The organism is Vineibacter terrae (assembly GCF_008039615.1).
GTDB classification, from domain to species: Bacteria; Pseudomonadota; Alphaproteobacteria; order Reyranellales; family Reyranellaceae; genus Vineibacter; species Vineibacter terrae.
The window spans coordinates 17,979-40,911 of sequence record NZ_VDUZ01000002.1 but is presented as its reverse complement, the minus strand read 5'-3'; the positions used below and the strand labels follow the sequence as shown (position 1 = coordinate 40,911).

Genomic DNA, 22,933 nt, shown 5'->3' with positions numbered 1-22,933 from the left:
GCCATGGCCCCGGTGCCTGACGCATCTGTTGCGCAGCTTCTGCTGGCTCATCTGCGGGCCGAGGCCCAAGCGCCGCGCCTGGACTATGCCGAAGCGCCGCAGCGCGTGGCCGGCGGCTTCGAGACCACGATCTTCCGCTTCGCGCTGGCCGCGCCGCCGGCGTGGCTGGCCGGCCCGCTGATCGTGCGCATCCTGCGTGCGCACTACGATCCAAGCCAGGCCCAGGCCGAAGCGGCGATCCAGACCGCGCTGTCGGCGCTGGGCTATCCGGCGCCGCGCGCGATGCTTGTCTGCACCGATCCCACGGTCCTTGGCGGCGCCTTCATGGTGATGCAGCGCCTGCCCGGCCGGCCGCTGGCCGAGGGCATGGAGGCCATCGTCACCGGTGCCGGTGTCGGGCGGGTGCTGCGCCTCCTGGGCGGCGTCTCGCGCGTGCTCGAGCGGATGACGGTGGTGTGGGCCGAAGCGCAGCTGCGCCTGCACGCGCTGCCGCCGGCGCCCGTGATCCAGCGGTTGGAAGAGGCGGGATTGGCGCCCGAGGCCTATACCTACGAGGGCAGGCTGGCCGCCCTGGGCCAGGTCGTCGACAGCCTCTGCAACGACAGCCTGGCGCGCGCCCATGCCTGGCTGCAGGCGAACCGGCCGTCCGCGGCGGCGGCGCCCGCGGTCTGCCATGGCGACCTGCACCCGTTGAACATCCTGGCGCAGGACGGTGCGATGACAGGCGTCATCGACTGGGGCAACACCACGATCGCCGATCCCGCCTTCGATGTCGGGTCGACCATTGCTGCGCTCCGCACGACGCCGCTCGACCTGCCGGCATCGGCGCTGCCGCTGGTGCGCGGGCTGCTGCGCTACCTGCTGTGGCGATACCGGCGCGCCTATGGCCGGCAGCGCGTGGTCGACGAGGGCGCGGTCCGCTACTACCAGGTGTTCCGGCACGTGAGCCATCTGGCGGGCGCGCTGCGCAGCCAGCACGTCGGCGGCGCGCCGGCGGGCACGCACCAGCTGCCGGCAGCGCGGCGGCTGCTGATCGCGCGCATCCGGGCCCTGAGCGGCATCACGGTGTCCGTCGCGCCCTGACCTCCACTGCGTCCTGTTCTATATCGCCAAAAACAAAACCGCGCCGGTAAGGCGCGGTCCGTCTTCGGGCGACTGTCCCCGACCATCACATCGTCGGTCCCGGCCGGCCATCACATCGCCGGCTCGCCACCGCTCCTATATGGCGATGGTATGCGTCAGCTTCAAGACAGCGGTGGCGATCTCAATGGATTTCAGGCTCCGGCACCGGGGCGCCGGCGTCGCGGCGCAGGAAGTCGAAGTCGCAGCCCTTGTCGGCCTGCTGCACATGGCGCGCGAACAGCCAGCCATAGCCGCGTTCGTAGATCACAGGCCTGGCCTTCCATGCGGCGCGGCGGCGGGCCAGCTCGGCGTCGCTCACCTGCATGTCCAGCGACCGCTTCTCGACGTCGAGCGCGATGAGGTCGCCGGTGCGCACCAGCGCCAAGGGACCGCCGACATGGCTTTCCGGGGTCACGTGCAGCACGCAGGCGCCGTAGCTGGTGCCGCTCATGCGGCCATCCGATATGCGCACCATGTCGCGCACGCCCTGCTTGAGGAGCTTCTGCGGGATCGGCAGCATGCCCCATTCCGGCATGCCTGGTCCGCCCAGCGGGCCGGCCTGCTTCAGCACCAGCACGGTGTCGGCGGTGACGTCGAGGGCCGGATCGTCGATGCGCGCGGCCATGTCGTTGTAGTCATCGAACACCAGGGCAGGGCCGACATGCCGGTGCAGGCGCGGATCGGCCGCGGCCGGCTTGATCACCGCCCCGTCGGGCGCCAGGTTGCCCTTCAGCACGGCAAGCGAACCGTCGGCCTTCAGCGCCTTGTCGGCATCGAGGATGATCTCGGGCAGGAAGGTCTCGGCGCCGGCGATGTCGTCGCCCAGCGTCTTGCCGCTCACCGTCGGCGCGCTCAGCGTCAGCAGCGGCGCCAGCTTGGCGAGGAAGGCGCGCATGCCGCCGGCGTAGAAGAAGTCCTCCATCAGGTGCTGGCCGGCAGGCCGGATGTTGGCGATCAGCGGCGTGTCGCGCGCCAGCCGGTCGAAGCGCTCGAGGTCGAGCGGCACGCCGGCGCGGCCGGCCCAGGCCAGCAGGTGCACGATGCCGTTGGTCGAGCCGCCCAGTCCCATCAGCGCGCGGATCGCGTTGTCGAAGGCGGCCGGCGACAGGATGTCGGATGGCTTCAGGTCCTCCCACACCATGTCGACGATGCGCCGTCCGGACTCTGTGGCCATGCGCGCGTGCCCCGAATCGGCGGCCGGGATCGACGACGCGCCCGGCAGCGTGAAGCCCAGCGCCTCGGTCACCGACATCATGGTGGCGGCCGTGCCCATCACCATGCAGGTGCCGAAGCTGCGGGCGATGCCGTCCTCCATCTCGTCCCAGTCGGCCTCGCTGATGCCGCCGGCTTTCATCTCGGCCCAGTACTTCCATACGTCGCTGCCCGAGCCCAGGGTCTTGCCGCGCCAGTTGCCGCGCAGCATCGGCCCGGCCGGCACCACGATCGCCGGCAGGTTCATGCTGATCGCGCCCATCAGCAGCCCGGGGATGTTCTTGTCGCAGCCGCCCAGCAGCACGGCGCCGTCGATCGGGTTGGCGCGCAGCAGCTCCTCCGTCTCCATCGCCAGCAGGTTGCGGTACATCATGGTCGTGGGCTTCATCATCGGCTCGCCCAGCGACATCGCCGGCATCTCCAGCGGGAAGCCGCCGGCCTGCCAGATGCCGCGCTTCACCTCCTCGGCGCGCTGGCGCAGATGCACGTGGCAGGGGTTGGCCTCCGACCAGGTGTTGATCACGCCGATCACCGGCTTGCCCGCCCAGTCCTGGCGCGCGAAGCCCATCTGCTTGGTGCGCGAGCGATGGCCGAAGGCGCGCAGGTCCTGCACGCCATACCAGCGGTAGCTGCGCAGGGTCTCGGCGGTCTTGCGGCGCATGGTCATGGGGCTTCCTCTGCGATGCCGTGTTTGTCCGGAAGGTTGTGGCCATCGTAGGATGAGCCTGCATCCCAGTTCAAATGGCGAGACGGGCCATGAAGATCGCCTGCCGCGAGCTGACCCCCGGACTATGGCCCGACCTGGAACGCTTGTTCGGGCCGCGTGGCGCATCCGCCGGCTGCTGGTGCATGTTCTGGCGGCTGGAGAAGGGCGAGAAATGGCCCGACGTCCAGGGCGCGCCCAACAAGCGCCGCTTCCGCAAGCTGGTGCATGACGGCAAGGTGCATGGCGCCCTGGCCTACGCCGGCGACGAGCCGGTCGGCTGGGTGTCGTTCGACCGCCGCGTCGACTTCGCCAAGCTCGACCGGGCGCCGAGCCTGGCGTGCAGCGATGCCGAGCGCGTCTGGTCGGTGCCGTGCTTCTTCGTGAAATCGGGCTGGCGCGGCAAGGGCGTTGCCGATGCGCTGCTGGCCTTCGCCATGAAGACCATGAAGCGTCACGGCGCCGAGATCGTCGAGGGCTATCCGGTGAAGACCGACGGCGGCAAGAAGGCGCCCGCGGCCTTCGTCTACACCGGGCTCGAGCCGATGTTCGCCAAGGCCGGGTTCACCAGTGCTGCACGGCGGGAGCGCGGCAAGCAGCGCGTGCGCCTGGCGCTGCGGTGAAGGGCGTCCTCCTGCGCGCAATGGCGATCGCCTTCGGCACGATCACTTCCGCAGGATGTCCGCCACCTCGCGCAGCTGGGTGCGGGCGCGCAGCAGGTAGAAGCCCTGCGCCACCAGATGGCTGGGCAGGAACTGCGAGTCGGCGGCGCCGTTGACCACCACCCAGGGCTGCAGGGTGGCGGCGGTCCGGAACGTGTCCATCATCTGAGCCCACGGGCCGGCCATGTCGCGCTCGCGCAGCACGCTCTGGTAGTCGTTGCCCAGCTCCTTGAGCAGCATGTAGTAGGCGTAGAGCTGTCCCTTGTTGGCATAGAACAGGTTGTCGGCGTAGAAGTCGAGCAGGTCGCCGCCATGGTCATGGATGTGGCGGTCGATCTGCGCCGAGGTCGAGCCGATGTCGCTGGCGACGCGCTCGAGGAACGCCTGCAGGTTGTCGGCGCGGCGCTCGAAGCTGGCCTGGCCGGCGGCCAGCCGCTTGTTGTAGGCGATCAGCGCCGCACGGCCGTCGCGATACTGCGATGTCGCCGTCACGCTGGGCCAGATCGACATCGATGGCGTCCACACCCATTGGCGCGGATCGGCGTTGAGCCGCGCCGCGGCGCGGTCGAGGTCGGGGTCCTGCGGGCTGGAGCCGCGCGAGCGCGCCAGCTGGTCGCGCATCTCGACACCGAAGCGCGCCAGCGCCTTCATGATCCCGGCCTGGTAGTTGGGCATGTTGTCGAGCCAGGCGCCGGGCAGGAAGAAGGGATCCATCGGCGTCCAGTGATGGTCATCGACCTCGCGCGTGATCAGCGCGGCGGCCACGGCCACCGCCCGGCTCTCGCCGGGCTGCACGTTCTGCGGCTCGAAGTCGGGCCGGTCGTCGATCCGGTGCAGCCACAGGCCGCCGCCGACATAGTAGACGATCGGGATCAGGATCAGCACCGCCGCCACGCGCTTCCAGCGGCCCTTGGGCACCAGCACCGCGGCGGTGCCGGACCACGACAGCTTCGGCCGCCACCCGAGCGCACGGCGCCACCAGGGTTGCGTCGGGCGGGACAAAGGGGCGTCGGGCTCGAACGTCATGCATCCTCAGCGGCGGTTGCGGTGGCAGTGTGGCGCCGGATGGCGTGCGCGCAGCTTAGCACGGCTATGCCGATATGGGGTGTGTCCAACCGTTGCGCCATGCCGCGCCGCGCGGCCATGATCGTGCCACAACCATGGTGGGGAACACGAATATGGCGCTCGATCCAACCATCCGCACGCTGCTCGACATGGCCGCCGCGTCGGGCCGTCCGGCGATCAACAGCCTGCCGCCGCCCGCGGCGCGCCAGATGATGCGCGAGACGCGCCCGCCGGTGCAGGGTCCGATCCTTGATAGCGTGGTGACGGACGATCGCCGCATTCCCGGCCCGGCCGGCGAGATCCCCGTGCGCATCTATCGCCCGAAATCGGCGGCGGCGGGCAGCAAGCTGCCGCTGCTGGTCTACTTCCACGGCGGTGGCTGGGTGATCGGCGACATCGAGACGCATCACACCATGTGCCAGCGGCTGTGCGAGGCCGGCAGCCTGGTCGTCGTCTCGGTCGACTATCGCCTCGCGCCGGAGCATCGCTTCCCCGCCGCCGTCGACGATTGCTGGGCGGCCACGGTGTGGGCGGCGGCGAACGCGGCCGCGATCGGCGCCGAGGGATCGAAGGTCGCGGTCGGCGGCGACAGCGCCGGCGGCAACCTCGCTGCCGTGATGGCGCTGATGGCGCGCGACCGCGGCGGCGTGCAGGTCGGCTTCCAGCTCCTGCTCTATCCGGCCGTCGATGCGCTCGCCAACACCGGCTCCATGGCGATGAACGCCGACGGTTATCTGCTGACGCGCGAAGCCATGGTGTGGTTCTACGACCACTACGTTCCCGACGCGGCCGACCGCAGCGACTGGCGCGCCTCGCCGCTGCGGGCCCGTAGCCTCGCGGGCCTGCCGCCGGCGATGGTGATCACCGCCGGCTTCGATCCGCTGCTCGACGAAGGCCGCGCCTACGCCGAGCGGCTGGCGCATGACGGCGTGACGGTCGAGTATGTCGCGTTCGGCAGCCTGATCCATGGCTTCCTCGGCATGCCCGGCGTGCTGCCGCAGGCGCGCCGCGCGCTGGCGATGGCCGGACAGACCGTGCGCGAAGCACTGGCCGGCAGCGCCGGCTGAGGAGGAACGACGTGCCGCTCGATCCCGAAGCGCAAGAGGTGCTGGAGCTGCAGGCCGCTTCCGGCCGGCCCGCATGGTCGTCGATCGGTCCGGTCGCCGCCCGCCAGCAATTTGCCGAGACCCGCACCGCCTCCGGCGGCGTCCGTCCCGATACGGTGCGCGCCAGCGACCACGTGATCCGGCGTGACGGCCGCGACCTTGCGGTCCGGCTCTATCGTCCGGCCGCGGCCTCGCCCAAGGCGCTGCTGCCGACCGTGATCTGGGCCCATGGCGGCGGCTGGGTCGTGGGCGACATCGACACGCATGACGGCACCTGCGGCCAGCTCGCGGCGCAGGCCGATGTCGCGGTGCTGTCGGTCGACTACCGGCTGGCGCCGGAAGCGCCGTTTCCGGCGGCCTTCGATGACATGGTGGCGGCGCTCGACTGGGCCAGCCACGAAGGTGATTCGATCGGCATCGACCCGCATCTGCTGGCGCTCGGCGGCGACAGCGCCGGCGGCAACCTGGCGGCGGCCGCGGCGCTGTGGGCGCGCGATCGCGCCATGAACAACCTGCGCTTCCAGCTCCTGGTCTATCCGGTGACGGATTGCGCGACGGGCACGGCGTCGTACGCGCGCTTCGCCGACGGGTTCGGGCTGACGCGCGACTCCATGCAGTGGTTCCTCGATCAGTACACCCCCCGCGCGTCCGACCGCAGCGACTGGCGAGCGGCGCCGCTGCGGGCGGCGAGCGTCGCCGGCGCCTGTCCAGCGATGCTGATCACGGCCGGCTTCGATCCGCTGCGTGACGAAGGCCGTGCCTATGCCCGGCGCCTGCGCGACGAAGGCGGCGGCTGCGACCTGGTCGAGTTCGGCGGCATGATCCACGGCTTCTTCGGCATGTCGGCGCTGCTGCATGGCGGCCGCCGTGCCATCGCCACCGCGGCCCTGGCATTGAACGAGGCGCTCATCGATCGCGCCGAGTAGCGGGTCGGGCCGCGCCGCTCAGCGGCGCCTGTCTGGGGAGGAAGCCGCCATGTCCCAGCATCCCGGTGTCCATCTGATCGGCAGCGTCGCCATGCCGGATGCCGAGTCGGTGTTCCGCGTGGTGGCGGGCGAGCTGGGGCCATGGCTGCGGCGCATCCCCGACGGCGAGACCGGCGCGCGCCATCGCTGGATCTACTGGCAATACGAGATGCTGGCCCGGCATCCCGACATGGAGATCGATCCCACGATCGCGCCGATGCCGCTGCCCCAGTGGGACGGCGTCGTGATCCGCCACATCGAGCAGGTGCGCTTCAAGCCCGGAGTCGATCCCGCCAAGGTCGTGTTCGAGACCGGCTATGCGCCGGCCGCGATCGGGTCATATGCCGTGTTCAGGCGCCTGCGCGATGCCGGCGTGATCCCGCCAGGCGTGCGCTTTCAGGTGGCGCTGCCGACGGCGATGGCATCCGGCTTCATGTATGTCAGCCCCAAGGCGCTGGACGATTATCTGCCGGTCTACGAGCGCGCGCTGCTTGCGGCGCTGGACGACATCCTGGCCGCCATCCCGCACGCCGATCTCGCCATCCAATGGGACATCTGCCAGGAGGTGCTGGTGTTCGAGAACTACTTCGAGCACCGGCCGGCCGACTACAAGCAGCGCATCTTCGCCGAGCTCGCACGGCTGGCGGCGCATGTGCCGGATGACGTCGAGCTGGGCTACCATCTCTGCTACGGCTCGCCGCGCGACGAGCATCTCGTGATGCCCAGGGACGCCGCGATCCTGGTCGAGATGGCGAACGGCCTCGTGCGCGGCCTGCCGCGCCGTCTCGACTTCCTGCATCTGCCGGTGCCCAGGGACCGCGCCGACGACGCCTACCTCGCGCCGCTGCGCGGCATGACCCTGCCGGATGACGCCACGCTCTATCTCGGCCTCATCCACCACGACGACGAGGCCGGGGACCGGGCGCGCATAGCGGCGGCGTCGAAGGTGGTCCCACGCTTCGGCTTCTCGTCCGAGTGCGGCTGGGGCCGCACCGACCCGGCGCGCGTGCCCGGCCTGATCGCCGCCCATCGGCGCGCGGCAGAGGCGCTGGCGTCATAGAGCCGAGCGACGCGGTCGCCGGGTGCGATGGGGCGCAGCGGGACAGCCTTGCCGTGGCTCCTGCATGAAGCCGCCGGTGACGCAGTGGCGGACATGCTCGGCGCACGCCACGGCGATCCGGCTGCGGCTCATGGCGACACCGCCGCGAAGACCCGCAGCCGGTGGCCGTCGGGATCGAGCGCGACGAATGTGTGCCCGAAATCCATCTTCGTGGGGGCCTGCGCGATCGGCAGTCCCCGCAGGCGCCAGTCGGTGTATGTGTCGAGAAGCGCGTCGGTATCCGCCACGGTGAATGCGATCTCGCCGCCCCCGGCCGGCGTCGCTGCCGGCGCCACGGTATGGCGGGACCACAATCCCAGCATCACGCCGCTTTCGAGCGCGAACATGGCGAAGGTCGATGAGGCTTCGACCGGCGCCCTGCCCAGGAGCCCGATGTAGAAGCCGGCGCTGACGGACGGGCTCTCGACATAGAGGATGATGATGCTGGGATCGGCCACGGTGCTGTCCTCCCGCTTACGCGCTGGTGGTCCGATGCGCGTCAACGCGACGTGAGCCGGCGTGACGCTGCGCTTGCTCCTTCATCTCCGCGCCATGGACGTACCGCGCGGCGTGCCAGTCGAGCAGCGGCCGCCACGACGACCGCCACAGCTCGTACTCGACCTGCTCGGGCGCGATGCCGATATCGCGCAAGGTGCGCGCGTCGAGCCCCGCCAGGGCCTGCCGCGCTGCGCGGCGCTCGCGCCAGATGCGCCACATCGCGCCGATCGTCTGCAGGATGGTGCGTCGCCGCGGCGCTGGCTGCGGCACCGCGCGATATGCGCAGGCGTCGGTCGTGTCGGCGCGCGAGAGGGCTGAATCGGTGACTTCCAGTCGTTGCACGATAGCCATGGTGATCTCCTTCGCCAGGGCGAGGAGAATGGCCGGACAGGCTGTCAGTTTCCGTCAGGAGCGATCGCTGCCGAGCGGCAGGAATGTGCTGGCGAATGCGAGATGTCGCCGGGTCAGATCTGCTCGGGAATGCTCTCGCGCTTGCGCCACTCCGAGACCAGCGCCATGCGCCGCCGCGGATAGCGCTCGTCCGTGGGCTGGGCGTGAAGGATCCGGTCGGTGCGGAAGTGGCGGAAGTCCTGGCGCGTCTCGCACCAGGCGGCAACGACCTGGGCCCTGTCGAAGAAGGCGATCGCGATGGGCCAGATCGTGCGCTCCGTGCCCTTGCCTTCGGCGTCGGCGTAGGAGATCCGCAGCTTGCACTCGGCGCGGATGATGCGCCGGAGCATCGCAACGTCGGTCGTCACCTGCGGCGCGCGGCTGGCACCCGCGACCAGGCTGGCGTTTTCCGCCGTGTCGCGCAGCGCCGGCGGCAGCACGGCCGCGACCTTGGCCAGCACGTCGGCGGCGGCCGTCGTCAGCGGCGCATCGGCGCGCTGCGCCACCAGCCGCAATCCCAGCACCAGCGCCTCGATCTCGTCGTCGCTGAACATCAGCGGCGGCAGCATGAATCCCGGCCGCAGGACGTAGCCCAGGCCGGCTTCGCCGTCGATCGGCGCGCCCTGGCCGATCAGCGTGGCGATATCGCGATAGATGGTGCGCTCCGAGACATCCAGCTCGACCGCCAGGGCCGCAGCAGTCACCGGCCGCCGGCGACGGCGCAGGGCCTGGAGCAGATCGAAGAGGCGCGTGGACCGGGACACGGCATCCGCCGGGATGAAGGTGGATTGCGATAGTACCACCCGAACCGCGCCGCGCGCGCCTAAGAGAGAGCTTTCGTCCCCAAAAATAGGACCGTCATCCCGAGCGCAGCGAGGGATCTCCTGCGAGTGGCGCACCGTGCGTCTTTCGCAGGAGATCCCTCGCTGGCGCTCGGGATGACAGTGAAGATGTGTGAATGCCGTAGCCCGCTTGCGGGAGAGGAAGTGACCCTACGGCCTCAGGAAGCCGACGATGCGGTAGACCTCGTCGAGGATCGGCTTCGCGAGGGCGTTGGCGCGCTCGGCGCCGTCGCGCAGCACCGAATCGACGTAGCCGGGGTCCTTCACCAGCCGCTGCATCTCGCTGCCGACCGGTCCGATCCTGGCGACGGCCAGGTCGGTGAGCGCGTTCTTGAAGGCCGAGAACTGCTGGCCGGCGAACGCGCGCACCACGTCGGCCTTCTCCTGGTCGGCGATGGCGGCGTAGATGCCCAGCAGGTTGTCGGCCTCCGGCCGCTTCTCGGCGTCGGCCTCGGTCTCGGGCATCGGCAGCGGGTCGGTCTTGGCCTTGCGGATCTTCTGGGTGATGGCGTCGGCATCGTCGGTGAGGTTGATGCGCGAATAGTCGGAGGGATCCGACTTGCTCATCTTCTTGGTACCGTCGCGCAGGCTCATCACGCGGGTGGCGGCGCCGAAGATCAGCGGCTCGGTGATCGGGAAGAAGTCCGGCGCATTGAAGTCGTTGTTGAACTTCATCGCGATGTCGCGTGTCAGCTCGAGATGCTGCTTCTGGTCCTCGCCCACCGGCACGTGCGTTGCCTTGTAGAGCAGGATGTCGGCCGCCATCAGCGAGGGATAGGCGAGCAGGCCCAGCGAGGCGTTCTCGCGGTCCTTGCCGCTCTTCTCCTTGAACTGCGTCATGCGGTTCATCCAGCCGATGCGCGCCACGCAGTTGAAGATCCAGGCCAGCTGGGCATGGCCGGGCACCGAGGACTGGTTGAAGATGATGTTGTTCCTCGCATCCAGCCCGGCGGCCAGGAACGCTGCGGCGATCTCTCGCGTCTGCTGCGTCAGCTCCTTGGGGTCCTGCCACACGGTGATGGCGTGCTGGTCGACGACGCAGAACAGGCAGTCGTACTGGCCCTGCAGGCGCACGAAGTTGCGGATCGCGCCCAGGTAGTTGCCGAGGTGGAGGTTGCCGGTCGGCTGCACGCCGGAGAAGATGCGGCCCTTCAGGCTGCGCGCCGTGTAGGCGGCAAGATGCGGATTGGGTGCCGCGCTGCTGGCGTCGGGCATGGATATGGACTCCCGTCAACACAGGGGTGGCGCGGCGCTGTGGACGCCCGCGCGCCGCCCTGGTGGAGCGGGCGGCGGCGCGATATCGCCGAAGACGCCCTGCCGGTCAAGCGCCTCCCGTCCCGGCCCAGGGCATTCGCATATGGAGCCGTTTACCCCTCGCCCCGCGGCAGCGGGGAGAGGGAGGGGCCCATCGCGAAGCGATGGGAAGGTGAGGGGTACGAGCGATCAGTCCCCATTTTTGCCGCATGGCTCGATCGTTCCTACCCCTCACCTTCCCATGCCTTCGGCATGGGCCCCTTCCTCTCCCCGCTGCCGCGGGGCGAGGAGACGGCGTCGGTGCTCCATATGTGAATCCCCTGCGTCCCGGCCCGGGTTTACTCGCGCGCCCCGGCCGCTAAGCTGGGGCAGCACAAGGAGAGCGTCGTGACGGAGCATCCCATCGAGTTCGAGTTCCCCGACATCACGCCCTGGCGCGCCGGCAATGCCGGCACCGAGTTCGTGCATGTGCTTGAAAGCACCGAGCCGGGGCCGGTCGTGATGGTCAACGCGCTGACGCATGGCAACGAGGTGTCGGGCGCGATCGTGGTCGACGCGCTCCTGCGGCACGGCCTGAAGCCGCGGCGCGGCACGCTGATCCTGAGCTTCGCCAATGTCGCGGCGTATGTCTCCTTCGACAAGGACCGTCCCTTCAAGTCGCGCATGGTCGACGAGGACTTCAACCGGGTCTGGTCGCGCCTGGACCAGCCGGGCGACAGCGTCGAGCTGCGGCGTGCCCGCCAGCTGCGGCCGTTCGTCGAGCGCGCCGACCTGCTGCTGGACCTGCACTCCATGCACGACGACTGCGTGCCGCTGATGCTGGCAGGGCCGCTGCAGAAGGGCGTCGACCTGGCGCGCCGCGTCGGCACGCCCATCGACATCATCCGCGACAAGGGTCACCCGTCCGGCCGGCGCATGCGGGACCATGGTGGCTTCGGCGACCCGGACAGCCCGAAGGTCGCGCTGCTGATCGAGACCGGCCAGCACTGGCGTGCCGCCTCCGTCGCCGTGGCCAAGGACGTGACGGCGCGCTTCCTGGTGCTGACGGGCGCAGCCGAGCCCGCCGACCTGCCGGTGGATTGGCAGCAGAAGCTGCCGCCGGCGCAGCGCGTCGTCGAGGTGACTCATGCCGTCGCCACCCGGCAGGGCAACTTCACGTTCGTGAAGCGGCACAACGGCCAGGACATCGTCGCCGAGGCCGGCACGGTGCTGGGCCATGACGACGACACGCCGATCGTCACGCCCTATGACAATTGCGTGCTCGTGATGCCGTCGAACCACCGCGTGCGGGCCGGCGTCACGATCGTGCGCATGGGCCGCGTCGTCTGACCGCCTATGGCGTTTCTGTCGTCCTGTGCATTGCGGTGTTGGCGCGGGCACCGACGGGCCTGGTGACGGCCGGGACCGCGCCGCTCCAGCGGCGCTCTTGTGCACGATCCGTCATGAGCGTCGCTGGAGCGACGCGGTCCGACCCGTCATCATCGCCGTCAGTGCCCGCGCCAACACCGCAGTATCCTTCGCTTCGCCCAGGACGGCGAAGAAGGCTCAATCGACGTCGGTGGACTCTCGTTTCGCACCCGGCTGGCGGCGCAGCAGGGAACGCAGCTCGGCCAGGCGCAGCACGCCCAGCAGCATGCTGGCAGCGCCGTAGATCAGCCCGCCCGCCAGGCACACGCCGGCCAGCGTGAGCCCGCCCACCAGGGTGCCGCCATGCAGCGGGCCCGCGAGCCAGCCGACGGCCAGCCACAGCGCCGCCGTCATCGCCGCGGTGGCGATGACGATCCGGGGGGCATTGCGGCGCAGGCGGGCGTCGCTGGCGAACTGGCGGCGTGCCCGCAGCGACAGCCCGAGGAACGCTGCGTTGACCCACCCCGACAGCGATGTGGCCAGCGCGATGCCGACATGCTCCAGCCGGGTGCCCAGCAGGAAGCTCACGTTCAGGGCCACGTTGACGACGATCGCCACGATCGCGGCGTAGAGCGGCGTGCGCGTGTCCTCGCGGGCGTAGAAGGCGGGAATGAACGCCTTGACCAGCACGAACGCCGGCAGGCCGGCGGCGAAGGCGGCCAGCGCCGCAGCGGCGCGCCGCGTGTCTCCGGCGCCGAAGCTGCCGCGCTCGAACAGGATGCGCACCACCGGCTCGGCGAGCACGGCCAGCGCCAATGCCGACGGCAGCGTCAGCAGCAGCGCGAACTCGACGGCCCGGTTCTGGTTGGCCTGTGCCGCGGCATCCTCGCCGGCGCGCATCTGGCGCGCCAGCAGCGGCAGCAGGGCCGTGCCGATCGCCACGCCGACCACGCCCAGCGGCAGCTGCGCCACGCGATCGGCATACCATAGCGCCGAGATGGCGCCGGCCGGCAGGAACGACGCCCACACCACGTCGAGCATGGTGCCGATCTGCTGCACGCCGCCGGCGATCGCGGTCGGCAGCGCCAGCATCAGCAGGCGCATCACCCGGGCGCTGCGCACCGGCCGGGTGAGGCCGACGCCGACCCCCTCGCGCCGGCAGGCCCAGATCAGCCACAGGAACTGCACCAGACCGGCGATGAACACGCCAGTGGCGGCGGCATAGCCGCCATTGGGCATGACGGGCGTCAGCCCCAGCACCACCGCGATCAGCGCCAGGTTGAGCAGGATGGGGGTGGCGGCGACCTCGCCGAAATGCTCGATGCTGTTGAGCACGCCGCCATAGAGCGCCACCAGCGAGATGAAGAGCAGGTAGGGAAAGGTGATGCGCCCGAATTCGACGGCCAGCGCGAAGGTCGCCGGATCGTCGGCCAGCCCGGGCGCCAGCGCGCGCATCACCCACGGCATCAGCACGATCAGCGCCGCCGTGAACGGCAGCAGCACCACCAGCAGCGCCGCCTGCGCCTCGCGCGCGAAGGCGACCGCCGACGCGCGGCCGCCGGCCTGCAGCTCCTTGGCGAACAGCGGCACGAAGGCCGAGGCGAACGCGCCCTCGGCGAACAGGCGGCGGAAGAAGTTGGGCAGCTTGAAGGCGATGAAGAACGCGTCCGCGACCGGACCGGCGCCGACCACCGCGGCCATCACCATGTCGCGCGCGAAGCCGGCGATGCGGCTCAGCATGGTGAAGCCACCGACGGTGGCGACGGCACGGGCGAAGCTCATCGGGGATCAGGCCAGGCGATAGGGCAGGTCGGTGGCGGGGCCCCGAGCGTGCGGTGCAGGATGTGGCGGCAGCATGGCGGCGTTCATCGGCAGAGGGGGCTTTTCGTTGCGCTTCTTGTGCCATGTCCAGCCCCCGGCCGCCATCGCGCTGACGTGGAAGCTTCACACGGCCGTCATCATCGCCGCCTAGTCTTGCCGGTGGTGGCGCCCGGCGACGTAGGGGCCGGGAGCACCGCCACCACCTTCTCTTTCAGCTTTCGCCCCGCAATTGTCATCCCGAGCGCCCCTCCGACAGCTCAGGAGAGGGATCTTCGGCGGATGGCGCACTGTACATCTCTCGCAGGAGATCCTCGCTGCGCTCGTGCCGGCGCTGGCTAAGCCCGTCGGAAATCTCCAGTACTCGGTCATCACGACGCTTCAGCCAGAGCGCGCATCCGGCGATCTCTTGATTCGCCGTTGTTCAGGTCCAGAAATCTTCGTGAAACCGTTCGATTTGATGCATTCGACGGTGCAGAACCGTCACGATGCCGACACCACCGTCCGCAAGAAGCCGCCAGTAGATGAAGTGTTCTTCATAGCGACAAAAGTAGCCGTCAACCTCGAATGCTGCCGGAACGGGACGCCAGGGGAACCGCCTCGCTGCGATGGCTTCAAAGCGATCGAACAGGCCTCGAATGTAGTGCTTCGCCTGAGTCTCACCCCAGACATCGCGCGTATACGTGTAAATCTCGTCGATCCGGTGGCTGGCGCGTTCCTGGATCCTGTACGAGGTCATCTTTTCGCGGGCCGGCCGTTGCGCGCGATCACCGTATCTGCATCGAGTTGATGATAAGTGCTGTCAGGCGCCGCGAACCCATGAGCCAATTCCGCCTTGAGCCGAGCGAAGGCTTCGGCCTCGGCACGCTCCTTGTCGCGCCGGATAAGGTCGCGAACATATTCGCTGACATTCTCATAGGCGCCTGAGGCGCCGACGTTTGCTGCGACGAAGTCCCCGAGCGAGCCACGGATGCGCACATTCAGCGTCATGCTCTTGGTCGCCCTCTTGGCCATCACCTTGCTCCCGGAAGCTCCGTCCCAATATATTGGAAAATTGTGGACGCCGGCAAGATAGTCGGCGATGCCTCCGGCAGGAGGCTACCCCGCCTTGAACGGGTTGTCCTCGCCGTCCCAGTAGCGCTTCAGCACCGGTGTCTGCGCCAGGGCGAAGGCCAGGGTCAGAGGCATGCTGAGCGCCATCTTCGACAGGATCCAGGTCTCGGTCGAGAAGAAGCGCCACATGATCTCGTTGATGATGGCCAGCACGAAGAAGAAGAAGGCCCAGCGCCTGGTCAGGATCGTCCAGCCCTGGTCGGTCAGCCGGAAGGCGGCGCCGAACAGCGGCTTGAGCAGCGGCCGGCCGGCCATCAGGCCGCCGGCCAGGATGACGCCGAACAGGCAGTTCACGATCGTCGGCTTCATCTTGATGAAGAGCTCGTCCTGCAGCCACAGCGTGAGTCCGCCGAACACCAGGATGAAGAAGCCGCCGACCATGGGCATGATCGGCCAGCGCCCTTCGATGCGACGATAGGCCGGCAGCGCGATCGCGGTCGCGATCATGAAGATCGCCGTGCCGGCGAACAGCCCGCGGCGCGTCGGGTCGAGGTCGGCCGCGCCCAGCGGCGCCGCCACCGCGTCGGCGAGCGCCGCCAGCGGCCCGTAGCGGCCGTTGACCAGAAAGAACAGGACCAGCGGTCCCAGTTCGCAGACCAGGCTCGCCAGCTTGCGGCTGCCGCCCGACCGTTCCTGCTCGCTCATACAGCTCCTTTCAGATCAACCCTTGTTGGCGCGACCGTCGTCCCGCTTCACTGTCGTCCCGCTTCACTGTCGTCCCGAGCGTAGCGAGGGATCTTTTGCGAATGGCGCACCACGCCGCGTCTTCCTCGGGAGATCCCTCGCTGCGCTCGGGATGACGGAAGGCCGTATTGGCCGCGGTCGTGCATCACGCCGCCGTCTCCAGCCCCATCAGGCTGCGCGCGAACTGCTTGGCATCGAACGGCCGCAGGTCGTCGATGCCTTCGCCGACGCCGATCGCCACCACCGGCACCTGGAAGCGCTCCGCCAGCGCCACCAGCACGCCACCCTTGGCCGAGCCATCGAGCTTGGTGACCACCAGGCCGTCGACGGCCACCATCTCGCGGAACACCTCGACCTGGTTATGCGCGTTCTGGCCCACCGTGGCGTCGAGCACCAGCAGGCAGGAATGCGGCGCGCTGCTGTCGAGCTTGCGCATCACGCGTACGATCTTGGCCAGCTCTTCCATCAGGCCGGTCTTGTTCTGCAGGCGTCCGGCAGTGTCGATCAGCAGCACGTCGGCGCCCTGCGCGCGGGCCTGCTCCAGGGCCTCGAAGGCGAGCCCCGCGGCGTCCGCCCCGGTGGCCTTGGCGATCACCGGCACGCCGGCCCGCTCGCCCCAGATCTTGAGCTGCTCGACGGCGGCGGCGCGGAACGTGTCGCCGGCCGCGATCAAGACCTTGCGGCCGTCCTCGACGAACTGCTTGGCCAGCTTGCCGATGGTCGTGGTCTTGCCGCTGCCGTTGACGCCCACCACCAGAACGACATGCGGCTTGCGGCCCGGATCCAGCGTCAGCCGCTGGGCCACCGGCGTGAGGATCTGCGCGATGTCGTCGGCGAAGGCGCCGCGCACCTCCTCGTCGGTGACCTCCTTCTCGAAGCGCGTGCGGCGCAGGTTCTCGACCAGGCGGCCGGCCACGGGCACGCCGAGGTCGGCCTGGATCAGCACCTCCTCGAGCTCGTCCAGCGTCTTCTGGTCGAGCTTCTTCTTGACGAAGAGGTTGGTGATGCTCTGCGTGATCCGTTGCGTCGACTTGGAGAGCCCCTCCTTGAGTCGCGAGAACCACGATTTCTTTTCGCCGCTCATGCCGCCTCTCGCAGAACAGGCAGCCCTGCCAGCATGCCCTGTTCGATATGGGTGATCTCGACTTCCATCAGTGTGCCCGGCGCGCATGCCGCGCCCGGCCGCACCCGTCCGAAATGCTCGCTGTGGCCGGTGCCGTCGCGCTCCATCACGATGCGCGCCCGCCTGCCGACCTGCGCCGCGCGCCACGCCTGGGCCTGCCTGTCGCCCGCCGCCCGCAGCGCCGCGGCGCGTGCCCGGCGTACCGCGCCCGGCACGGCGGGCATGCGGGATGCCGGCGTGCCGGGGCGGGCCGAGTAGGGGAACACGTGCAGCCAGGTCAGGCCGGCCTCGTCGACCAGCCGCAGCGTGTTGTCGAACATCGCATCGGTCTCGGTCGGGAACCCGGCGATCAGGTCGGCGCCGAAGACGATGTCGGGCCGCCGCGCGCGCGCCCGGTCGGCCAGCCGCAGCACGTCGTCGCGCAGGTGGCGCCGCTTCATGCGCTTGAGGATCATGTCGTCGCCGGCCTGCACGCTCAGGTGCAGGTGCGGCATCAGGCGGGGCGCGTCGCCCAGCAGCCCCAGCAAGGTGTCGTCGATCTCGACCGGATCGAGCGACGACAGGCGCAGGCGCGGCAGGTCGGGTACCAGCGTCAGCAGCCGCCGGCACAGGTCGCCCAGCGCCGGCCGCCCGGGCAGGTCTGCGCCCCAGGCCGTCAGGTCGACGCCGGTCAGCACGATCTCGGTGTAGCCCTTGGCGACCAGCGCGCGCGCCTGGGACACCACGGCGCCTGCCGGGACGGAGCGGCTGGGGCCGCGGCCGAAGGGGATGACGCAGAACGTGCAGCGATGGTCGCAACCGTTCTGCACCTGCAGGAAGGCCCGGCTGTGGCCGGCGAGGTCGACCGACGGCTGCGCCGCGGCGGGCGCGGCCATGATATCACCGACCTGGACCCGGCCGGTCGTGGCGAAGGCGTCAGTCGTCAGCTTCTCGCTGTTGCCCAGCACGCGATCGACCTCGGGCATGGCGGCCCAGGCGGCCGGGTCGATCTGCACGGCGCAGCCGGTGACGATGATCCGGCGATCGGGATGCGCGCGCCGCAGGCGCCGCACCGCCTGCCGCGCCTGCCGTTCCGCCTCGACGGTGACGGCGCAGGTGTTGATCAGCACCGCGTCGGTGAGTCCCGCGGCGGCGGCCCGCGCCTGCATGAGCTGCGACTCGACCGCATTGAGGCGGCAGCCGAAGGTCACGACGTCGAGCGCCGGGTCCCTCCCTGTCGGCGGCGCGGTGGCATCACCATGCGTCATGTGCGATCGCCCCGCGTCGCCGGACATCACGCCAGCAGCGACGGATCGAGCGTGCCGGCGAAGGATTGGGCGACGTCGCCGGTCATCATCACATGGCCATCACGCTGCCACTCGATCGTGAGCGTGCCGCCGTCGACGATCACGTCGGCCTTGCGGCCGGCCAGCCCACGCCGCGCCGCGGCGACCAGGGCGGCACAGGCACCCGAGCCGCAGGCCAGCGTCAGGCCGGCGCCGCGCTCCCAGACCTTCAGGCGGATCCGGTTCTCGCCGGTGATCTGGGCGAAGCCGATATTGGCCCGTTCGGGGAACAGCTTGTGGGTCTCGAGCTGCGGCCCCAGCGTGCTCACGGGGACCGCCGCGAGATCGTCGACGAAGAAGGTGGCGTGCGGGTTGCCCATCGAGGTGCCGACGGGGTCGGCGACCGGCCCCAGCGCCAGCGGCAGGTGCAGGGTGTCGCAGGCCTCGCTGACCGGGATGTCGCGCCAGTCCAGCCGCGCTGCGCCCATGTCGACGCTGACGATCGGCAGGCCGTTCGCGCCCGTGCCGGCCTTTTCCGAATCGAGCAGGCCGGATACCGTCTGCACCACCACCGCGTCGCTGTGACGCTCGCCCATCAGGACGTGCGCGACGCAGCGTGTGGCATTGCCGCAGGCGCCGGCCTCGCCGCCGTCCGGGTTGTAGATGCGCATGAAGACATCGGCCGTCCGTTCGGTGGGAGGCTCCAGCACGATGAGCTGGTCGCAGCCCACCCCGGTCCGGCGGTCGGCGATCGCGCGCCGCCGCGCCGGCGTCAGGTCGAGCGGCCGCGTCCGGGCGTCGAGCACGACAAAGTCGTTGCCCAGCCCGTGCATCTTGCGAAACGGCACGCCCGGTTCCATGGTCATGGGCGGCTATATGGCGCGCGGGGGGCCCGGAGTCCACCATGTCCCTGGAGGGCCTTGCCGCCCGCCCCGCTGTCATCCCGAGCGCCGCGAGGGATCTCCCGCGAATGGCGCACCGTGCCCCCTGCCGCAGGAGATCCCTCTCCTGAGCCTGTCGAAAGGGGCGCTCGGGATGACAGCCTCAGCTCCCTCTTGAACATATACAGGTCAGACCCTTTCCTCCGGGAAAGGAAACTACACCCTGAACGCCTCCGGCGTGCGGGGCCGGCTGCGGTCCTCGCCTGGCGGCACGTAGCGCACCGTCATCGGCCGGATCGTGCCGTCATCGGGGCCGCCGATCTGCACGATGTCGAAGCTGGGCACGGTCTTGGTGTAGATCGTCATGTGCAGGATCCCGAGGGGGTCGTGCGGCAGCGACGGCTCGACGAACAGCCCGCGCCCGGTGTCCCATGCCGGCAGGGCGTGGTGCACCGGCCAGTTGCAGGTGCTTGGCAGCGCCTCGGCAGCGAGGCCGCGCTCGTAGACCGCGACGTTGAGCGCGATCTGGTCTGTCATGTTGGTGGAGCGCTGCAGCGCCTCGTCCAGCACCGTGGCCCAGGCGCCCCAGGCCGGCGAGCCGGCGCGGATGGCGAACACCCCGGCGTTGATCAGGGGGTAGCGCACCAGCCTGTCGGCCAGCGCGGCGCCGAACGCCTCGCGGAAGGCGGCGCCGTTGACGGCGCTGAACTCGGGCCAGGCGTGGCGGTAGTGCCGGAAGGCGCGGTGGATCTCGGGCGCCACGGCGATCGCCTGCCGCACCGCGCCGCGCCGGAAGAGGTCGACGGCGAACCAGTGCTGCACCCAGCAATCGGCATCGAGCCAGAGATACGTGTCATATCCGGGGAAATAGTCCGGCAGGAACGGCCGCGCCGTCAGCGCCTTGAAGGCCTCGCTGCAGCCGGCGCGGCCCGGGAACTCGAAATCCCAGCGCGGCGCCACGAGCTGGGCCCCGTGGCGGCTCAGCCAGCCGCGCTGCTCGGCGTGCAGGCCGCAATCAAGCACGCCCAGCGCGACGTCGCGCCCCTCCGGCTTGTCGCGGATCGAGGCGACGCAGCCGCGCATGAGGTCGAAATAGGCGGCATCGCCGCCGGTGATCGCGATCCAGCGTCTGGTCATTGCGGCATAGTGGCGGCTGCGACGCACGCCGGTCGAGGACAATCCATCGGGCGACCGCCATCCGAGCGTCCGACTCCGCTTGCTCCACGGCGGCCGATACCGCAGCATGCGGATTGACCCGCCGAAGGAAGCCGGATCAATGCCCAAGCATATCGACTACTATGTCTCGCTGATGTCGCCCTGGACCTATCTTGGATCGGCGCGCATCGAGGCCCTGGCCGCGCGGCATGGCGCCAGCATGACGATATGGCCGGTCGATTTCGGCCAGGTCTTTCCGGCATCGGGCGGCCTGCCGCTGGCCAGGCGCGCGCCGCAGCGGCAGGCCTATCGCATGATGGAGCTGAAGCGCTGGCGGGCGCATCTGGACGTGCCGATCAACCTGGAGCCGAAATTCTTTCCCGGCAACGAGCTGCCGGCCGCGCGCAGCGTCATCGCCGTGCGCGAGAAGATCGACGGCGCCAAGGCCATCGCCCTGGCGCACGCGGTGCTGCGCGGGGTCTGGGAAGAGGACAAGGATGTCGGTGCGCCTGACGTCCTGGCGGCTATCATCGCCGGTGCCGGCCTCGACCCCAGGCAGGTGATGGCGCTGGCCGAATCCCCCGAGATCGCCGGCCGGCGCGAGGCGGATACCAGGCACGCGATCGATCTCGGCGTATTCGGCGCGCCCAGCTACGTCATCGACGGCGAGATCTTCTGGGGCCAGGACCGGTTGGAGTTCGTCGATCGCAAGCTCGCTGCGTAGCAAGACGAAGGTTCGTCAAGACTGTCTTCCCGAGCGCAGCGAGGGATCTCCCGCGAATGGCGCACCGTGCGCCTTGCCGCAGGAGATCCCTCGCTGCGCTCGGGATGACAGCTGAGCCATCGGCGCGATTCCGGCATTGGAGTCCACCGGTCGATCGCTCACGAATCCAGATAGGCCCAGCACACGACGACGATGTTGTTGATCATGTGCGCCAGCACGCAGGGCCAGAGCGAGGCGCTGCGCATGCGGACCCAGCCCAGCAGCACCCCGATCGGGAACACCAGGGCGACGTGGGCCGGCTCGGCGTGCGCCAGGGCGAACAGGACCGAGCTCGTGGCCCAGGCGGCTCGGGCGCCGAAACGGCCGTCGACATAGCCATAGATCAGGCCGCGGAACAGGAGCTCCTCGGCGAACGGGCCCAGCAGGCCGATGGCGGCCGTGGCTGCCAGCGCCAGCGGCAGGGTCGTGGCCAATCCGGCGATGACCTGCGACGTCTGCGGTGTGAGGTCGACGCCGGCCAGGGCGCGCACCAGCCGCAGGAATCCTTCATCCAGCGCCACCGACAGCAGCAGGATGCAGAGCGGCGCCAGCCACCACCAGCGCCCGCTGAAGGGGCGCAGCGCCAGCAGGCCGGGCGCGGCCCGGCCATGGCGCACCACGCCCACCCAGACGGCGATCACGACCACCGCGAAGAAGACGAAGAACAGCAGGATCAGGCCTGCCGGATCCTTGCTGCTCATCACCATGGTCAGCCGGTCCGGCCCCAGCATGACCTTCAGCCCATGCAGCGCTGCGACCAGGCACAGGCCGCCGGCCACCAGGGTCAGGACCAGGTCGAGGAAATGCAGCCGCGGCTGCGGTGGCGGCGATGATTGGGCGTCCGTCGGGGTGGTTTGCGGCGGGACGGATGGGGTGGCCTCACTGCCGGTGGTCGAACTCATGTGGGTGGGGAGCCCTCCATTGCTTCCGTCCGTCAGTCGATCGTGCTGCAAGTCGTATCCGGACGGCACCGCCGGCTGTCAACGGCCGGCGGTCGTGCCGGCCATGCCGCCGACCAGCACCGTCAGCTTGAGGTCCGGCTGGGCGGCGACGTCGAACGTCACCTGCTCATAGCGCAGAAAGCCATCGCTGGGGTGGTGGAACGTGCGCTCACCACCCTCGCGCCCCACCACGTCGTGCTGGTCCCAGAAGTGGCTGAACGCGGGGCTGTGCTGGCGCAGGTCGGCGATCACACGGCGCAGCCCCGGATCGCCCAGATGGGCGCTGCCGGCTGCCCGGAACTCCGCCACGACCCGGCGGGCGCGTGCCTCCCATTCACAGATCAACGAACGCGCCGCCGCAGACAGGAAGATATAGCGCAGCAGATTGCGCTCGGCGTCGCCGTCGAGCCACCCCACGAACAGCCGCGTCGCCGGCGCGTTCCAGGCGCGGGCCGTCCAGCTGCGGTCCAGGACATAGGCCGGGGTCGCGATCGTCTCGAGGCAGGCCAGCACGGCGGGAGGCACATCGACCGTCTCGGCCTCGTGCTGATCGGGGTCGCGCTTGGCCGCCAGCTCGAACAGATAGGCGCGCTCGGCGCGTCCCAGCCGCAGGATGGAGGCCAGCCGGGCCAGGGCCGAGGGCGATGCCGACACGTCCCGGCCCTGCTCGATCCACGTGTACCAGGTGACGCTCAGGCCGCAGAGCTGCGCCACCTCTTCGCGCCGCAGTCCCGGGGTCCGCCGCCGCGCGCCTGCCGGCAGCCCCGCCATCGCCGGCGTCAGCCTCTCGCGCTGCGCGCGGATGAAATCGCCCAGCTCCCGGCGCTGCTCGATATCGGTAATCATCATCGTGGTGGCAATCATACCAGTATAAATAGCCGTCTTATACCAGTTAGCGGAAGCTGATACGGGTGGCACGCACCCC

At 69.8% G+C, this 22,933-nt stretch carries 23 protein-coding genes; 7 read left to right on the top strand and 16 right to left on the bottom strand.

The window, feature by feature from the left end; all coding sequences use genetic code 11:
* Positions 1 to 3: 3 nt before the first annotated feature.
* The gene (locus tag FHP25_RS01965) at positions 4 to 1,083 is read left to right on the top strand and encodes a phosphotransferase (protein WP_147845208.1); all 1,080 of its coding nucleotides are present in this window, start codon (positions 4 to 6) and stop codon (positions 1,081 to 1,083) included.
* A 181-nt stretch (positions 1,084 to 1,264) separates the two neighbouring features.
* Here FHP25_RS01965 and araD read toward each other — a convergent pair whose 3' ends face one another.
* Entirely contained in the window at positions 1,265 to 3,001 is a 1,737-nt protein-coding gene (gene araD, locus FHP25_RS01960; RefSeq protein WP_147845207.1) for an L-arabinonate dehydratase, read from the bottom strand.
* An 89-nt stretch (positions 3,002 to 3,090) separates the two neighbouring features.
* On the opposite strand from araD, the gene FHP25_RS01955 reads away from it, so the two are divergent.
* Positions 3,091 to 3,660 carry a GNAT family N-acetyltransferase gene (locus FHP25_RS01955; RefSeq protein WP_218578135.1) on the top strand — a complete coding sequence of 190 codons (570 nt, stop codon included), beginning with the start codon at positions 3,091 to 3,093 and terminating at the stop codon, positions 3,658 to 3,660.
* Positions 3,661 to 3,702: 42 nt separating this feature from the next.
* Here FHP25_RS01955 and FHP25_RS01950 read toward each other — a convergent pair whose 3' ends face one another.
* Entirely contained in the window at positions 3,703 to 4,725 is a 1,023-nt protein-coding gene (locus FHP25_RS01950; protein WP_147845205.1) for a DUF2333 family protein, read from the bottom strand.
* Positions 4,726 to 4,877: 152 nt separating this feature from the next.
* Here FHP25_RS01950 and FHP25_RS01945 point away from each other — a divergent pair, with 152 nt between their 5' ends.
* From FHP25_RS01945 to FHP25_RS01935, 3 genes are read left to right on the top strand one after another with little or no spacing between them, the layout of a single operon-like run.
* Positions 4,878 to 5,831 carry an alpha/beta hydrolase gene (locus FHP25_RS01945; protein WP_147845204.1) on the top strand — a complete coding sequence of 318 codons (954 nt, stop codon included), beginning with the start codon at positions 4,878 to 4,880 and terminating at the stop codon, positions 5,829 to 5,831.
* Positions 5,832 to 5,842: 11 nt separating this feature from the next.
* Positions 5,843 to 6,796, top strand: a complete 954-nt coding sequence (locus FHP25_RS01940) for an alpha/beta hydrolase (protein WP_178133213.1) — start codon at positions 5,843 to 5,845, stop codon at positions 6,794 to 6,796.
* A gap of 49 nt (positions 6,797 to 6,845) precedes the next feature.
* Positions 6,846 to 7,895, top strand: a complete 1,050-nt coding sequence (locus FHP25_RS01935; protein ID WP_147845202.1) for a uroporphyrinogen decarboxylase/cobalamine-independent methonine synthase family protein — start codon at positions 6,846 to 6,848, stop codon at positions 7,893 to 7,895.
* 128 nt (positions 7,896 to 8,023) lie between these two features.
* Here the strand turns inward: FHP25_RS01935 and FHP25_RS01930 are convergent, their stop codons facing one another.
* From FHP25_RS01930 to trpS, 4 genes are all read right to left on the bottom strand, one after another.
* Positions 8,024 to 8,392, bottom strand: coding sequence for a VOC family protein (locus tag FHP25_RS01930; RefSeq protein WP_147845201.1), 369 nt, complete (start codon positions 8,390 to 8,392; stop codon positions 8,024 to 8,026).
* A gap of 16 nt (positions 8,393 to 8,408) precedes the next feature.
* The gene (locus tag FHP25_RS01925; RefSeq protein WP_147845200.1) at positions 8,409 to 8,783 is read right to left on the bottom strand and encodes a DUF1127 domain-containing protein; all 375 of its coding nucleotides are present in this window, start codon (positions 8,781 to 8,783) and stop codon (positions 8,409 to 8,411) included.
* A gap of 113 nt (positions 8,784 to 8,896) precedes the next feature.
* Complete coding sequence (locus tag FHP25_RS01920; RefSeq protein ID WP_147845199.1) at positions 8,897 to 9,586, bottom strand: helix-turn-helix transcriptional regulator; 690 nt, start codon at positions 9,584 to 9,586, stop codon at positions 8,897 to 8,899.
* 228 nt (positions 9,587 to 9,814) lie between these two features.
* The gene (gene trpS, locus FHP25_RS01915; protein ID WP_147845198.1) at positions 9,815 to 10,879 is read right to left on the bottom strand and encodes a tryptophan--tRNA ligase; all 1,065 of its coding nucleotides are present in this window, start codon (positions 10,877 to 10,879) and stop codon (positions 9,815 to 9,817) included.
* Positions 10,880 to 11,305: 426 nt separating this feature from the next.
* Here trpS and FHP25_RS01910 point away from each other — a divergent pair, with 426 nt between their 5' ends.
* The gene (locus FHP25_RS01910) at positions 11,306 to 12,247 is read left to right on the top strand and encodes a M14 family metallopeptidase (RefSeq protein ID WP_147845197.1); all 942 of its coding nucleotides are present in this window, start codon (positions 11,306 to 11,308) and stop codon (positions 12,245 to 12,247) included.
* A 216-nt stretch (positions 12,248 to 12,463) separates the two neighbouring features.
* Here the strand turns inward: FHP25_RS01910 and murJ are convergent, their stop codons facing one another.
* From murJ to FHP25_RS01870, 8 genes are all read right to left on the bottom strand, one after another.
* Entirely contained in the window at positions 12,464 to 14,047 is a 1,584-nt protein-coding gene (murJ, locus tag FHP25_RS01905; protein ID WP_147845196.1) for a murein biosynthesis integral membrane protein MurJ, read from the bottom strand.
* Positions 14,048 to 14,507: 460 nt separating this feature from the next.
* Entirely contained in the window at positions 14,508 to 14,822 is a 315-nt protein-coding gene (locus FHP25_RS01900) for a type II toxin-antitoxin system RelE/ParE family toxin (RefSeq protein WP_147845195.1), read from the bottom strand.
* Positions 14,819 to 15,097, bottom strand: coding sequence for a ribbon-helix-helix domain-containing protein (locus FHP25_RS01895; protein ID WP_218578134.1), 279 nt, complete (start codon positions 15,095 to 15,097; stop codon positions 14,819 to 14,821). Before FHP25_RS01895 ends, FHP25_RS01900 begins: the two co-directional genes overlap by 4 nt.
* Positions 15,098 to 15,181: 84 nt before the next feature.
* Entirely contained in the window at positions 15,182 to 15,841 is a 660-nt protein-coding gene (locus tag FHP25_RS01890; RefSeq protein WP_147845194.1) for a septation protein A, read from the bottom strand.
* Positions 15,842 to 16,025: 184 nt separating this feature from the next.
* Complete coding sequence (ftsY, locus tag FHP25_RS01885) at positions 16,026 to 16,964, bottom strand: signal recognition particle-docking protein FtsY (RefSeq protein ID WP_218578133.1); 939 nt, start codon at positions 16,962 to 16,964, stop codon at positions 16,026 to 16,028.
* A complete protein-coding gene (mtaB, locus tag FHP25_RS01880) occupies positions 16,961 to 18,250 on the bottom strand; it encodes a tRNA (N(6)-L-threonylcarbamoyladenosine(37)-C(2))-methylthiotransferase MtaB (protein ID WP_147845192.1) in 1,290 nt (429 codons plus the stop codon). Before mtaB ends, ftsY begins: the two co-directional genes overlap by 4 nt.
* A 26-nt stretch (positions 18,251 to 18,276) precedes the next feature.
* Entirely contained in the window at positions 18,277 to 19,134 is an 858-nt protein-coding gene (dapF, locus tag FHP25_RS01875; protein ID WP_231712177.1) for a diaminopimelate epimerase, read from the bottom strand.
* 231 nt (positions 19,135 to 19,365) lie between these two features.
* Complete coding sequence (locus tag FHP25_RS01870) at positions 19,366 to 20,286, bottom strand: hypothetical protein (protein ID WP_147845191.1); 921 nt, start codon at positions 20,284 to 20,286, stop codon at positions 19,366 to 19,368.
* A gap of 139 nt (positions 20,287 to 20,425) precedes the next feature.
* Between FHP25_RS01870 and FHP25_RS01865 the strand changes: the two genes are divergently transcribed.
* Positions 20,426 to 21,028, top strand: a complete 603-nt coding sequence (locus FHP25_RS01865; RefSeq protein ID WP_147845190.1) for a 2-hydroxychromene-2-carboxylate isomerase — start codon at positions 20,426 to 20,428, stop codon at positions 21,026 to 21,028.
* A gap of 158 nt (positions 21,029 to 21,186) precedes the next feature.
* Here the strand turns inward: FHP25_RS01865 and FHP25_RS01860 are convergent, their stop codons facing one another.
* Positions 21,187 to 21,969 carry a CPBP family intramembrane glutamic endopeptidase gene (locus tag FHP25_RS01860; protein WP_147845189.1) on the bottom strand — a complete coding sequence of 261 codons (783 nt, stop codon included), beginning with the start codon at positions 21,967 to 21,969 and terminating at the stop codon, positions 21,187 to 21,189.
* A gap of 78 nt (positions 21,970 to 22,047) precedes the next feature.
* The gene (locus FHP25_RS01855) at positions 22,048 to 22,857 is read right to left on the bottom strand and encodes a helix-turn-helix transcriptional regulator (protein WP_331461658.1); all 810 of its coding nucleotides are present in this window, start codon (positions 22,855 to 22,857) and stop codon (positions 22,048 to 22,050) included.
* Positions 22,858 to 22,933: the final 76 nt, after the last annotated feature.